This is a genomic window from Candidatus Binatia bacterium, from assembly GCA_036382395.1.
GTDB lineage: Bacteria > Desulfobacterota > Binatia > HRBIN30 > HRBIN30 > JAGDMS01.
This window is the reverse complement of the sequence record DASVHW010000437.1, coordinates 1-13,498: the sequence shown is the minus strand read 5'-3', so window position 1 is coordinate 13,498 and position 13,498 is coordinate 1. Positions and strand designations below refer to the sequence as shown.

At 62.2% G+C, this 13,498-nt stretch carries 10 protein-coding genes and 1 pseudogene; 8 read left to right on the top strand and 3 right to left on the bottom strand.

Annotated features, from left to right (window positions below; genetic code table 11):
* The first annotated feature begins 392 nt into the window (after positions 1 to 392).
* From VF515_21685 to VF515_21655, 7 genes and pseudogenes are all read left to right on the top strand, one after another.
* Positions 393 to 734 (top strand): hypothetical protein, encoded by a 342-nt coding sequence (locus tag VF515_21685; protein ID HEX7410241.1) that lies wholly within the window; start codon positions 393 to 395, stop codon positions 732 to 734.
* A gap of 730 nt (positions 735 to 1,464) precedes the next feature.
* Entirely contained in the window at positions 1,465 to 3,282 is a 1,818-nt protein-coding gene (gene kdpA, locus VF515_21680) for a potassium-transporting ATPase subunit KdpA (protein ID HEX7410240.1), read from the top strand.
* A gap of 40 nt (positions 3,283 to 3,322) precedes the next feature.
* Positions 3,323 to 5,494: a potassium-transporting ATPase subunit KdpB gene (gene kdpB, locus VF515_21675; protein HEX7410239.1), complete on the top strand. Its 2,172-nt coding sequence runs from the start codon at positions 3,323 to 3,325 to the stop codon at positions 5,492 to 5,494.
* Positions 5,495 to 5,513: 19 nt separating this feature from the next.
* Positions 5,514 to 6,530, top strand: coding sequence for a potassium-transporting ATPase subunit C (locus VF515_21670; GenBank protein ID HEX7410238.1), 1,017 nt, complete (start codon positions 5,514 to 5,516; stop codon positions 6,528 to 6,530).
* Between the two features lie 185 nt (positions 6,531 to 6,715).
* Positions 6,716 to 7,981: an outer membrane beta-barrel protein gene (locus VF515_21665; GenBank protein HEX7410237.1), complete on the top strand. Its 1,266-nt coding sequence runs from the start codon at positions 6,716 to 6,718 to the stop codon at positions 7,979 to 7,981.
* Between the two features lie 46 nt (positions 7,982 to 8,027).
* On the top strand, positions 8,028 to 8,387 hold the full coding sequence (locus VF515_21660) for a hypothetical protein (GenBank protein HEX7410236.1): 360 nt from the start codon (positions 8,028 to 8,030) through the stop codon (positions 8,385 to 8,387).
* A 106-nt stretch (positions 8,388 to 8,493) separates the two neighbouring features.
* A pseudogene (locus tag VF515_21655) lies at positions 8,494 to 8,831 on the top strand (P-II family nitrogen regulator).
* A 375-nt stretch (positions 8,832 to 9,206) separates the two neighbouring features.
* Here the strand turns inward: VF515_21655 and VF515_21650 are convergent.
* Together VF515_21650 and VF515_21645 are read right to left on the bottom strand one after the other, a co-directional pair.
* Positions 9,207 to 10,040 (bottom strand): hypothetical protein, encoded by an 834-nt coding sequence (locus VF515_21650; protein HEX7410235.1) that lies wholly within the window; start codon positions 10,038 to 10,040, stop codon positions 9,207 to 9,209.
* A 628-nt stretch (positions 10,041 to 10,668) separates the two neighbouring features.
* On the bottom strand, positions 10,669 to 11,709 hold the full coding sequence (locus VF515_21645; protein ID HEX7410234.1) for a lytic transglycosylase domain-containing protein: 1,041 nt from the start codon (positions 11,707 to 11,709) through the stop codon (positions 10,669 to 10,671).
* A gap of 763 nt (positions 11,710 to 12,472) precedes the next feature.
* Here VF515_21645 and VF515_21640 point away from each other — a divergent pair.
* Complete coding sequence (locus VF515_21640; GenBank protein ID HEX7410233.1) at positions 12,473 to 13,003, top strand: isoprenylcysteine carboxylmethyltransferase family protein; 531 nt, start codon at positions 12,473 to 12,475, stop codon at positions 13,001 to 13,003.
* Between the two features lie 50 nt (positions 13,004 to 13,053).
* Here the strand turns inward: VF515_21640 and VF515_21635 are convergent, their stop codons facing one another.
* On the bottom strand, positions 13,054 to 13,377 hold the full coding sequence (locus VF515_21635) for a type II toxin-antitoxin system PemK/MazF family toxin (protein ID HEX7410232.1): 324 nt from the start codon (positions 13,375 to 13,377) through the stop codon (positions 13,054 to 13,056).
* Positions 13,378 to 13,498 lie beyond the last annotated feature (121 nt).

Here is a 13,498-nt window from a genome sequence, read left to right as displayed (position 1 = left end):
GGCGTTGGCTGACTCCCAAAGGGGTGGCGGCTCTGGGGTGTTCGAGGGCGGTTGCTGCTCGTGCCGAAGCGACAGCAGCGGCGGCACGCACTGCTGGACCAGATCAACTTGCTGAGGCAAGAGCGTCTTCGCCATTGGCACCACTGACCCACCGTGTGACGAGAGCAGGTTGCGTACCAGGGCGCGCGGTCTCGGTAATGACCGGCCACTGTTGAAGCGCAGGCCGATCGCCTTGCGAAATGCAAGATCGTGGGAACAAGGCTGCGCAGAATGCAGGACGGCAGGCACATCTCACTTGCGTGGGGTCTCCTGGTCCCACGAGAAGTCCGCGGGCCAGGCAATGGAACAGTTCCTGTATTCCTCCAAATCCAATCCGAACAGGAGTCGAACCCATGGCAGCTCTGGCGAAGGGAATCGCACACATCTCGTTTGCTGGTGGCGGGATCTTCCTGCCGGCCGACAACCGCTACGACCGGGAAACGCTAATGGAGTACGTTGCCGACAACGTCCGCACGAAGGGCCAGGTACAGATCCTTGTCGATGACCAGCGGTGGTTGGCGCGTGTCGTCCGGCCTGAGTCGGGAGGAGGTTGTTCGACGTGCCGCGGCCGTTTGTTGGGAGCTGCCTGCTACGCCGCGGCTGACGTCGGGACGGCCTACTGCGTGAAGTGCGCCTTCGCACCATGTGTGAAATCAAGATCACCGGGCAATGAGCGGCAGCGGCGCCCAAGCTGAGGAGCGAGACTGTAGCTGCACACACTGTGACACCCCTACCGGGATTTTCGTGTCTTCTGCTTCTTTCGTTCCGAAGATTGTTGCGGAAGGCATTGTGTCATTACTGCACTTCGGAAGGCCAACGCGCATCCCCACTTGAGCTGCACGCGGGGCAACACCGGCAGCGACTGGCACGAAGGCTGCTCTTGGCGACGACGGTAACGACCGACCACCGACCGAGCGCAGGGCGATTGTGCCCCTGCGAAATGCAGGATCGTGGAAACAACACCGTGTAAGAATGCAGGGCCGTCAGAGCCCCTCATCCGGCTCGGGTTTCGTGCGCCCGCTGGAAGGCCGTGGGTCGACTGATGGAACAGTTCTTGCCCTCATACTTCACTAGGAGGACGCATCAATGAATCTTGTGGTCTGGCTGCCAGCGATGTTCTTTCTGGGACTCGTCACGATGGCCCTGTCCTACGCCTTCATCACGGCGTGCGAAAAGATCTGAGGAGGGATCAGCACATGGTCTATCTGACGGCAGCGGTCTCATTGTTTTTGTTCGTGTACCTATTTGTGGCGCTCATTCGACCAGAATGGTTCTAGGGGCTGCGCCCAGCGTCGGTTCGGCGGGACCGCTCCCCGCCCGCACTCCAGAGGCTTCCGGCGGACGTGTTGGGTCGCTGCGCGCGGCTACGGATGCAACGTGAACTGATGCAACGAAGCGACGCTCACTAAATGGAGGGTTAATCTCATGTGGCTTCTACCACTGTTGATGATTGTAACCATGGTCTTGCTCTCGATTCCAGTGAGTCGATACGCGGCGTGGATCATGGAGGGACAATATCGGGCACCGCGCCTGCTGCGCTGGTTCGAGGAACGCCTCGATACCGGGCCGCAGGACTGGAAGCAGTACACGGCCGCGCTGATCATCTTCAATGCCGTGCTCTTCATGTACGGGTTCATCGTCTTGGCCGTGCAGCCCTGGGCACCGCTGAACCCGCTGGGGAGAGGGATGCTCGAACCCACGACGATCTTCAACACCGTCGCATCCTTCATGACGAACACCAACCTGCAGCATTACTCCGGCGATGTGCACTTCTCCAATTTCAGCCAGCTCTTCTGCATCGTCGCCAACATGTACATTTCAGCGGCCGTGGGTTTCTGCGCCCTGACCGCCATCATCCGGCTGTTCCGGGGTGAGAAGACCATCGGCAATTACTTCGTCGATATGTGGCGCGTGCTGGTCTACATGTTCGTGCCCGCCTGCCTGATCGTGGGCACGATTTTCATGTCGCAGGGCATGCCCATGACGTACCAGACCTCAATACAGGTCCAGACGCTCGAACCCGGAGCCATGGGCACGACTGACGATGGTCAGGTCAAGCCGCAGAACATCATCGTCGGTCCGGTCGCGGCGATGATTCCCATCAAGCAAATCGGCACCAATGGCGGCGGGTTCTACGGTGCCAACGGAGCCCACCCGTTCGAAAACCCGAACGCGCTGACCAATTTTGTGACCTGTCTCGGCATGATGCTGTTTCCCTCGACGCTCGTGTTGATGTACGGCCGCATGCTGCGTCGGCTGCGTCACGCCGTCGTGATCTATGCGGTGATGGGAACGATGTTGGTCGGCATGATCGGCTGGGCGGTCTATTGGGACGCCATGCAGCCGAATCCGGGGATTACCGCGCATGCGGCGAATGGCACCTTTACGGTCCCCAGCGCGACCGCCGCAGGCGGAACACGTGCAGTCCCATTCCCCGCGGTGGCGGGGCTCCCGGTGAATCAGGCGCTGGGCAACCTCGAAGGCGCGGAGCTGCGCTTCGGCACCTCTGCGGGCGGAACCTTCGCCGCGGTGACGACTGCGTTTACCACGGGGGCGGTCAATCGCGCCCACGACAGTCTGAATCCGTTGGCGGGGTTGTCGCCGCTGGTGGGAATGTGGCTCAACTGCGTGTTCGGCGGCCAGGGCGTCGGCATGATCAATTTCCTCTTCTTCCTGATCATCGGGGTGTTCATCGCCGGTCAGATGGTGGGTCGGACGCCCGAGTACTTGGGCTTCAAGGTCGGGGCGCGTGAAATGAAGCTGGCGATGATCGGCCTGCTCGTGCATCCCATCATGATTCTCGGACCATCGGGGTTGTTTGCGGGGACGGCGTGGGGGACGAAGGCGGAGAGCAACCCAGGGGCGCACGGGTTTTCGGAGATCGTCTACGAGTTCTCGTCCTCGTCCGCCAACAACGGCTCGGGGTTCGAAGGGCTCGGCGACACCTACGGCTTCAACGACAATGCATCCCCCGCACCGGAGAGCGTGCCGTGGGACATCGCCGCCGGTATGGTCATGCTGATCAGCCGCTACCTGCCGATGATCGCGCCGATTGCGCTGGCGGCAGGCCTGGGGCGGAAGAAGAAAAGCCCCTTCACGTCCGGGACGATGCGCGACGACACCGCGACCTTCGGCTTCCTCATGCTGGGCACCATTCTGATCATCGGCGCCCTACTGTTCCTACCGGTGGCCGCGCTGGGCCCGCTGGCCGAGCACTTGGCCCCGATGCCGTTCGGCGGCTGAGGGTGAAGGGCCGATCCGTTTCCATAGGAGGTAGACGTTAATGGCAATTCCGATGACGCAGACTGTACACGCTGCACCGAAAATCGAAACCGCGCCGCGACAGCCGCGACCGCCTCGCCGGTCCCGGCGTCAAGCCTTGCTGGCACCGGAGCTGGTGCGCGGCGCGCTCAAGCAGTCGTTTGTCATGTTGCGCCCGGACATCCAGTGGAAGAATCCGGTGATGTTCGTGGTCGAGGTCGGCGCCTTCTTGACGCTCCTGTTTGTGGTGCAGGCGATCATCGCCGGCTCGTCGAGCCAAATGCCGGTCACCTACTTCATCGCGCTGGATTTCTGGCTTTTCCTGACGGTGCTGTTCGCCAATTTCGCCACGGCACTCGCCGAGGCGCGTGGCAAAGCCCAGGCGGACTCGCTCCGGCGCACGCGCCGCGACACGCCCGCCTATCGGCTGCGCCCGAACAACACCGTCGAGCAGATCTCTTCGATGGCGTTGAAGTCGGGCGATCGTGTCGTCGTCGAGGCCGGTCAGATCATTCCGGGTGACGGCGAGATCATCGACGGCGTCGCCTCAGTCGATGAGTCGGCAATTACCGGCGAGTCCGCACCGGTGATCCGTGAGGCCGGCGGCGACCGCTCCGGAGTGACGGGCGGCACCATGGTGCTTTCGGACCGCATCGTCGTGCAGATCACGGCCGCAGCCGGCCAAACCTTTCTCGATCGCATGATCGCCTTGGTCGAGGGCGCCATTCGCCAGCGCACGCCTAATGAGATTGCGCTGACACTCGTTCTCTCTGCCTTCACTCTCATCTTCTTGATCGTCGTCGTGCCGCTGTGGCCAATGGCCTGGAACGCAGAGCAGTACATGGCGGGGTACCTCGGCATCACGGAGCCGCTCAGGAGCTTGGGCACGGACATTCCGACCTTGGTGGCGCTGTTGGTGTGCCTGATTCCGACGACCATTGGCGCACTGCTTGCCGCCATCGGCATCGCGGGAATGGATCGGGCCCTGCAAGCCAACATCATCGCCAAAAGCGGCAAAGCCGTGGAAACCGCTGGTGATATCGACATTGTCTTGCTCGATAAGACCGGCACCATCACCATAGGCAACCGGCGGGCAACCCAATTGCTGCCCATAGGGGCGTACACCGTGGGGCAGCTTGCCCGCCTGGCGGCGTTGGCGTCGGTGGCGGACGAAACTCCGGAAGGCAAATCGATCGTGAAACTCGCGCAAGAAGTGGATCGCCTCGCGGGCGCGGCGAGCGCGCCCCCCGGCGCCGAATTCGTGCCCTTCACTGCGCAGACGCGCATGAGCGGCATCGATCTGCCCGACGGCAAGCGCATTCGCAAAGGCGCGTCGGATGCTGTGGTGAAGTTTGTGCGAGAGCAACAGGGGCGCCTTCCGGACGGGTTGGACGCAAAGGTGGACGAAGTCGCTTCCAAGGGAGCCACACCCCTCGTCGTGGCGGAGGGAGCGGAGATCGCCGGCGTGGTGGTGCTCGAAGACATCCTGAAAGCCGGCATCAAGGAGCGTTTCGAGCGGCTGCGCAAGATGGGTCTACGTACGGTGATGATCACCGGTGACAACCCGCTCACGGCGGCCACCATTGCCGCCCAGGCCGGCGTCGACGACTTCATCGCGCAGTCCACCCCTGAGGCGAAGCTCGCTTACATCCAAAAGGAGCAAGCCGAGGGCAAGCTGGTGGCCATGATGGGCGACGGGACCAACGACGCGCCGGCGCTGGCGCAGGCCGACGTCGGTCTGGCGATGAACTCGGGTACGCAAGCGGCCAAAGAGGCCGGCAACATGGTGGACCTCGACAGTGACCCAACGAAGCTGCTCGAGGTCGTGGAGATCGGCAAACAGTTGCTGATGACGCGCGGCGCGCTGACGACCTTCTCGATCGCCAACGACGTCGCCAAGTACTTCGCCATTATCCCGGCGCTGTTTGCGGGGACACTGCCGTGGCTGAAACCCATGGATGTCATGCATCTGCACTCGCCGACCTCGGCAATCCTGTCGGCGGTGATCTTCAACGCCCTCATCATCCCGCTGCTCATCCCGATCGCGTTGAAAGGAGTCAAGTACCAGCCCATCGGCGCCGAGGCGCTGTTGCGACGCAACCTCCTGATCTGGGGCTTGGGCGGCGTCATCGTTCCATTTGTCGGCATCAAGCTGATCGACGTCGTCATGGTCTGGCTGCATCTGGTTGCCTGACGAACGAGGAGACGAAACCATGATCCGATATCTGACGAAGAGTGTGCTGCTGATGGCGTTCGCGGTCGCCATCTGTTGCGGTCTGTATCCCCTCACGCTGTGGGTGATCGGACAGACGGTCTTTCCCAATCAAGCGAATGGCAGCCTCGTCCGCGGTCCCGACGGCAAGGTTGTGGGCTCGCGGCTCATTGCGCAGCCGTTCACCAAGGACGAGTACTTTCAGCCTCGTCCCTCCGCGGTGTCGTATGCAGCCGATGCCTCGGGGCCATCGAACTTGGGCGCCTCGAACTACGCACTGCGTGCGCGGGTTGCCGGCACGCTCGGCCCCATCGTGAAGTATCGTGGGGGCCCCAAGGCGGGACAGCTGGTCGCGCCCGACATCGAAGCGTGGTTCCAGACAGATCAGTATCAGGGTAATCCACACATCGTTGCGCAATGGGCGGACGCACATAACAGCTTGGCGCAAGCGTGGGTCAAAGCCGACCCGTCGCACGCGGCATACGTCGACGCATGGGCGAAGGCGCATCAAGCGGAAGTGGCGCAGTGGATCAAGGACAACCCCGACACGCCGAAGCCTGCGGCTGCCGACCTCGCCGTGATCTTCTTCGACGGCTTCTCGAAAGATCATCCGGGCCAGTTCCCAGGCGCCGTGCAGCATGAAGCCGACGGCAAGACCACCACTACCATTGAGCCGGTGAAGGAAGGCACGGACATCCAGTCGAACTTCTTCGACATGTGGCGCCAGGAGCATGCCGATGTTGCCTTGGAGGAGATACCGGCGGACATGGTGATGGCCTCCGGCTCAGGTCTGGATCCGCACATCACCCTCGACAACGCTCTCTATCAACTCGATCGGGTGGCTGGCGCATGGGCGAAAGACACGAATCGCGATCCGTCCGCCATCCGCCACGAAATCCAAAGCATCCTTGAGCAAAGGGCGGCTGCGCCGGGCGGAGGGCTCTTCGGACCGAAGCTGATCAATGTGCTGGAGGTCAACTTGGAGCTGCGGGCACACTACGGTGCGCCGGCGGCGTGAGCGTGTCGCCCTGCCTGGCTCGGTAGGGTTCGTCTAGGCGTCCGCTCCTTCTGATTCAGGCTGGGTGTGGCGAGCCGGGGCGTGTTGGGTCAGGTGGTCGCGGTCGCGACATGTCGCGATCCGAAACAGACAGGGACGGGATTCATTTTCTGCTGAGAGAAAGGACGGGAGACATCATGGGGGCAATGCAGAGATTCGGACGTGTGCTGGTGGCGGTGCTGGCTCTGGGGGCGCTGGGGCATGCGGCGCGAGCAGATGAACCATCAGCGACTGAACCGCCGCCTGCGACCGCGCCGTCGCCTGGGCTGTTGATGAGCACTTTGGGCAAGGCGGGAATGGCCGAACCTTTGAATAAGGCCGGGATCAACCTCTACGGCTATGTCGAAGGCGGTTACATGTATGACTTCACCGCGCCGGGCAGTCACGATGGCCCAACCTTCATCGGGTTTAACAGCTTCAGACACACGGCTATCCTTGACAAGATCAGTTTGAATGCCGAGCGCACGGTCGATCCGACCAAGAAGACGTTTGACGTGGGCTTCCGCGTGGAAGGCATCTACGGTGCGGATGCTGCGTTCATCCACTCGAATGGGATGATGGATACGCAGACGGGTCGCAATCAATGGGACCTTCTCCAAGCCTATGCGGACGTGACCTTCCCCGCCTTGCCGGTGCGACTCCGCGTAGGCAAATGGATTGAGCTGGCCGGCTTCGAGCAATTCAGCGCCAACATCTACGGGGCCTTCGGTGATCCGTCCAGGGCACTCTATTCTTATAGTTACCAGTTTCTCTACGCCGAGCCGGGCACGCAGACGGGCGCTTTGCTCACCTACGTGCTGAACCCCCAGTGGACGCTTGACGCCGGCTTCACGCGGGGCTGGAACCAGTCGGTGAGCGACGCCAACGATGTTCTGGACTTCTTGGGCCGCGTGACCTTTGCGCCCAGCGACAAGACGTCCATCATTTTCGTGATGACGGAAGGCCCGGAGTTCCCGGCGGGCGTCGGACGGAATCTCCCTCCCGAAGACAACAGCCACTGGTGGACCGCCTTGGACTTGGTTGTCACCCAGAAGGTCACTGACGCATTGAGCCTCGGCTTGGGCTTTGACTACGTCGAGACTCCGCACATCCCCGGCTTAACGGGCGGGGCCAAGCAGTGGGGCGGTGTGGCGGGCTACGCCAGCTACGCGTTTGATCCGCACTTCACGCTGAACACCCGGCTGGAGTGGTATGAAGACGCCGCCAATGGCTTCTCCACCGGTGCGCCCGTCAGCGCCAACTACTATGCGCCCACGGTGGGCGTGGCCATCAAGCCGTTCCCAACAGACAATATCCTCTCCGGCTTGCTGTTCCGACCGGAAATTCGCTACGACCACGCTGACCGCTCGGTGTTCAACAGCGGCGACCAGAATCAGTGGACGTTCAATGTGGACGCCCTCTTGACCTTCTAAATGAAGGACTCAGCCCAGTGATGACAACCCAAAGGAGGAGATAGGCATGATGGACAACACACGTAACCAGCCGGGCATCCGTTATGGCCTTGGAATCTTAGGCGTCGCGGTCCTGCTCGCCGTCAGCCAAGCGGTCTGGGCGCAGGCAGCTCCAGTAACGGACGACAACATCGTCGAACGCATCACGACGATGAAAACCCCTGCGGACCATCAGGCGATCGCCGCATATTACCAGACGAAGGCGGCTGCGGCGGCGGTCGACGTGACGCGGCACGAGGCGATGGTAAAAGCCTACGGAGGGAACAGGCACTGCGACCAACTGCTTTGGACAGCGCGCCAGCGAAAAACGGAATACGAGGGCCTGGCGAAGGAACACGCCGACATGGCTGCAGCCGCGGCGAAGTAGCTGTTTCATTTTCATTCTTCACGGTTTTCTATCGCGGGAGATGGGACAGGTGCGGTCCCGCCGAAGTGATCCCGAGCACGATTCATGCGCACCAGGACGAGGTGCAATGAAGAAAGTCGAAGCCATCATCAAGCCGTTCACACTCGACGAGGTCAAGGAAAGCCTGAGCAGCATCGGCATCCAGGGCATCACCGTCAGCGAGGTCAAGGGCTTTGGGCGCCAGAAGGGCCGCACCGAGCCTATCGGGGAGCGGAGTACGTCGTCGACTTCCTGCCGAAGGTCAAGCTCGAGATTATCGTGAAGGACGAACTGGTCTCGCAGGTTGTTGATGCCATTACCACGTCAGCCAGGACCGGCCGTATCGGCGACGGCAAGATCTTCGTGCTGCCCATCGACGAAGTGGTGCGCATCCGGACCGGCGAGCGAGGTACGGATGCCGTCTAAGAAGAGCAGGCGCCAGACACCAACCGCCGGCTGATTTTACATCACGTGCGGCACGACCCGTAGACGGAAGCAGACCAACCTCGGTTGTGAGGCGATTGGGAATTGGTCAAGCGGTCGCGCGTTGGCGGTAGGACGGATACACCGAGAGAACCGCGCACGCCGCACAGAACGCGCGGTAACGGTCTTCGAACTCTCGATCCCCTCGACCGGGGTCTGCTCAAAAGGGTACCGGGCAAAATGGTGTGAGTTCACACACTAAGAACCGCCCTTGGTGGCACGCGAATCACCCACCACATCCGTTTTAGCGAGTGTTCACGACCGGGGATGATCAAAGCGTATCGGAGCAAGCGAACGTCGAACTATTTTGCGTTGTGGTCACCGCGGCGCGTGTGGCCCTACGTCGATCGCAGCCAACAGCGCGGAGAGCGCGGACAGACATTCCTTCGTCGCGTGACGCTTCTCGTGAACGGAGAGGTCGAACGAAATGACGTTGCTGTTCTCCCGTGACAGCCGGAGCACTTCGGTAGCCACGCGCTGGTATTCACTCCACGCTTGTGACGCCGTCGCCAACCGGTCTAGCCACGCCTGTCCGCTCTGGCGGGCACTGGCAAGACTATGATCCACCTCGCCGTTCAGATCGCGCAGGCGTTGCTCCAAGCGTGTCATCTCGGCGTCGTCGGAGGAGGGAATGTGGACGAAAAGCACGGACTGGCTGCGCAGCGCCGCGACGGACGCCCCCGCAAGCGTACGAATCATCTCGGGGTCCCTGACCGTGCGCTGGATCTCAGTTAGCTCGTCTACGAAGCGGTCGAGGGCGGCCGCTCCTTCACCCGACAACAGCCGGGCAGCTTTGAGGTTCGTATTCGCCACTGCGAGCGCAAGCAGGCGTTCGTCCACGCGCTCGAGCTCGGCCCACGCGACATCGAAGGCGTTGAGCTTCTCGATCTCCAGGTGACGCCCGTCGGCAACGATGAGCGGACGCAACTCGCTGCGCAACTGATTGATGTCCGCTGCGGAATGCTGTGCTTCAAGCGCCAACGCCTGCGACTCCTCATCCGTCGTCGCCAGGACGGCGCTCTTCTCGGCCTCGACGGACTCGAGAAGCTTCTGCTGGATGGCGCTGATCAGTCGCTCCTTGCGCATCTGGCGCACCATTGCCGGCTCAGAGCTACATCCCACCAACAGGGCGAGGACCATCCACAATGTCATCAAGCGATGCTTCATCCGCTGGTGCTCCCGGCCCGCCAGTTTAGGCTAACTGAGGCTCAGACGCACGCTTGGCCAGTGAACATCGTCTTTGCTCTCGTGCCCTGATGACTCCTCTGTCCAGCACAGATCACCGCCGCGCCCTGTTCCGAGGCCCCTGACGGTGGAGTTTCTGGAACTCTATGCGATTTGGACGGTCCGACCGACGGACTGTGCTATTGAAACGCCTTCTTGGCCGGCTTGGTTTTAGGTCGTCAAAGTCGCCGCGTGCCAACGCCTGTTTCTTGGCGCGGTCCCAGTTCTTGATTCGAAGCTCGGCACGCTTTCTTGGTTGTTGACCCGGCGTTTCCCCATTGGTGTTCGTGACGGGAGCCGCTGCCCGTCCTACACAGTGCACTGCTGCCGGCCCCTGGCCGTGCATTTTCACGGGCAGGACTCACGCGACGGCCTGAACTCGCCGGAAGCCGCTGCCCACGACCCGCGCGAGAAGCAGTGCCGCGGAGCAGGCCGTGGTAGCGAAACCCAGGCGCGGTCCAACATTGCGCGGGGCGGGGCTATCGCGAGCCTCCAGTGTGACTGCGATGGGAAACCATACATACGGAATCGGAGAAGGGTACGCCATCATCGGACATCAACCCCCCAAATTTGTATAGAGCATGCGCGAGCTTGCTTGCGAGACGGTCTTGATCACGGCCGCGCGCCGCTCATGCCCCAGCGCCTTGCGAGTGACGGTGGCGTAGGCGAGCTCAAACGTCGCCTTCGTTCCTTTCGGCACGCGCACAGTGTAGCCGTGCGGAGGCACCACGCCGCGGTGCAGCGCCGGATTCAATTCCTTGATCGTCCCCGTCGATGTGCCACTGAGACGCGCCACAGTCGCGAGCGGCAGTGGGCCTGTCAACCGGACCAGGTCGTAGCGCAGGGGCTGCTCCGTCTGTGCGGCGAAGCCGTACATCTCAGGGGTCTCGGCAATGCGCAGTGCAGCGAGGAACTGCGGCACGAAGTCGGCCGTCTCGGCGCACAGGTACCCGCGCCGGCGCATTTGCCAGAAGTCTTCGGCCCGGCCCGCCTCGAGAATGCGGGCGATGTTTTGCTCGCCGGTGTTGTACGCGGCCAACGCCAGGTGCCAGTTTCCGAACATCGCATGCAATTCCTTGAGGTACTTCGCGGCGGCTTGAGTCGATTTCACAGGGTCGCGACGCTCGTCGACGTAGCGGTCGATGCGCAATCCGTACCGCCGTCCGGTGTCGGCGATGAGCTGCCAAGTACCCACCGCGCCCGCGGGCGACACGGCGAGCGGGCGAAACCCGCTTTCGATCAATGGCAGATAGGCAAGCTCTTGAGGCAGCCCTCGCTGGCGCAGTATCCGCACTATACGCGGAACGTAGCGCCTACTACGCGACAGCGCGCTGCTCAGGGAGCTGCGCCCGGCGGTTTGGAAGCGGGCCACCAGGCGCTCGACTCGAGGGTGCGTAAAATTGAACTCGTCGTGCCGCAGCGCCGCAACGGGCGGTCCGGGGCCCCAGAACTGATAGGGCCAAATCGACAGCTCCGGTTGGCGCTCGGGCGACGGAGTCGCCGCGCGTGCGGATGTCCACGGCCGCTGATCGTTCTGCGACAGGCTGCCGACCGCGCACCCGCCGATAGTGGAAACCAGCGACGCACTTCCGAGCACGAGCAGTGTGCGGACGTATATGCTCCTTGGACGCGTGCGTAGCGCGGCTGAAGACGTTTGCTCGGTTCGCACCTGCCGGACGCGGCGTCGGTGCGGTCGAAATTGCCTGCCAAATGGGCTCACCCAAATCCAGAGGCTCAGGGCACAGGCGCAGGTCAGCACGATCCAAAGTAGAGCGTCCATGCTCTGCCTCCAGCGCACTGTCCGTGCCAACCGGCTTCCACCAACCGCCGTCTGTCGTGCCCTTTGCGGCCACGATCGACGACCCTGTGAATCGCAGGAAGGGTTCCGCTAGCGCAACGCAAACTGCAGGAGGTACCGCAAGCTCAACGCTGGCGGGCGGCCCCGGGTTGGGGTGGCGCGCTCGTTGCGGTTGCTGCTTGGTCATGAACAGTGCGGGCCAAGCGGCCAATGACCATCGTCGGGACGGACTCTGGAACTGGAGCTTTTGGGTGTCGATCCTCGCGTTCGAGACGCTCGGCGTCTTCCTGGCGCACCACTCCTAAGGCCCAACCTGCAGGCTTGTGAGCTGCCGGCAAGGGCGCACACGACGCGTCCTTGCCGGCAGTCCCGTCGCCGTGTTCGCAATACGTCAGGCACGGCCAGGATCACCTGTGCAGCGACTCGATACCCATTTCATATTGCAGTGAACCAACAGCGGGTGTCGTTCACCCTGCAATGACGCCGCCTCGACAATTGGAAAACTTACCCACCGACTGCGGCCTTTCTGCCTGGCCCGGTTCCTGCGTTGTGGTGGCGGGAAATGAGCACCTCAGCGCAATACCGCTTGGCGAATCAGCGGCGGCTTCCCGAAGGGCGTTTGCTCAGCCCTCCGTCCGATAACCATCCGGGAGTTATCGCGCCTCCACCTTTTCTCTACGGCGCCGCCTTCCTGGTTGGTTCTCTTCTTCACTGGTCCTTTCCACAGTCCGTTCTTCCTTTGGACATCGCGCCCTGGGCAGGCGTCAGCCTGCTTTCCTGCGGTGCGACACTCGCAATCTGGAGCCGCCGAACGTTGGAAAGTGCGGGGACAAACGTGAATCCGTCGCTGCCCGCAACCACACTGGTAGTGACGGGACCGTTTAGCTTTTCCCGCAACCCGATGTACCTGGCTCGAACGCTCCTCTATCTCGGGCTCGGGTTACTGGTGAACGGGCTTGGCCTAATGCTGGTGCTCGCTCCCCTCCTAGTGGTCATGCATTACGGCGTCATCAGGCGTGAAGAACGCTATCTAGAAGCCAAGTTTGGCGAGGCGTATCGGCAGTACCGGGCGAGTGTGCGGCGATGGTTGTAGTGGTCCGCTGGTCGGACAAGATCACACCGCCACACCTCGTCCACGCCCGATCAGTCGCCGAGGTAGATCGCCAGAGCCTCGTCTATCCGCGCCATCAGTGCTGCCGAAGTCTGTGCGATCAGTTGATGAAGCCGCGTCTTGCTAACCTGGCGAATTCCCGGGATCACCACATACGAGCTCTTCATGTCGCGCAGCTCGGCGTGCAACCGCAAGGGCCAGATTTCGGGCGCCCGGCTCGATAGGGGCACCACGACGACCGAATCCAGTCGCTCGTTCTGAATAGTGTTCGAGACAATGATACCGGGCCGTACCTTCCCAAGCTCCGGCGGGGCTGCCGGCTCGAGATTGATCCAATAGACGCTACCGCGCCTCATCGGCGTTTCCTGCGTACGGGTGCGGCGAGATCGGCACGATCCCATTCTTCCAGCCAGGCCCGCTCCTCACCGGTGTCGCGCAGAAACTTGGCGTATTCCTCCGCCGCTTCGGCCACCTTCC

Coding starts and splice junctions, on each gene's coding strand:
- VF515_21685 (HEX7410241.1), top strand. CDS start 393: ATGGCAGCTCTGGCGAAGGGAATCGCACACATCTCGTTTGCTGGTGGC.
- kdpA (HEX7410240.1), top strand. CDS start 1,465: ATGTGGCTTCTACCACTGTTGATGATTGTAACCATGGTCTTGCTCTCG.
- kdpB (HEX7410239.1), top strand. CDS start 3,323: ATGGCAATTCCGATGACGCAGACTGTACACGCTGCACCGAAAATCGAA.
- VF515_21670 (HEX7410238.1), top strand. CDS start 5,514: ATGATCCGATATCTGACGAAGAGTGTGCTGCTGATGGCGTTCGCGGTC.
- VF515_21665 (HEX7410237.1), top strand. CDS start 6,716: ATGCAGAGATTCGGACGTGTGCTGGTGGCGGTGCTGGCTCTGGGGGCG.
- VF515_21660 (HEX7410236.1), top strand. CDS start 8,028: ATGATGGACAACACACGTAACCAGCCGGGCATCCGTTATGGCCTTGGA.
- VF515_21650 (HEX7410235.1), bottom strand. CDS start 10,040: ATGACATTGTGGATGGTCCTCGCCCTGTTGGTGGGATGTAGCTCTGAG.
- VF515_21640 (HEX7410233.1), top strand. CDS start 12,473: ATGAGCACCTCAGCGCAATACCGCTTGGCGAATCAGCGGCGGCTTCCC.
- VF515_21635 (HEX7410232.1), bottom strand. CDS start 13,377: ATGAGGCGCGGTAGCGTCTATTGGATCAATCTCGAGCCGGCAGCCCCG.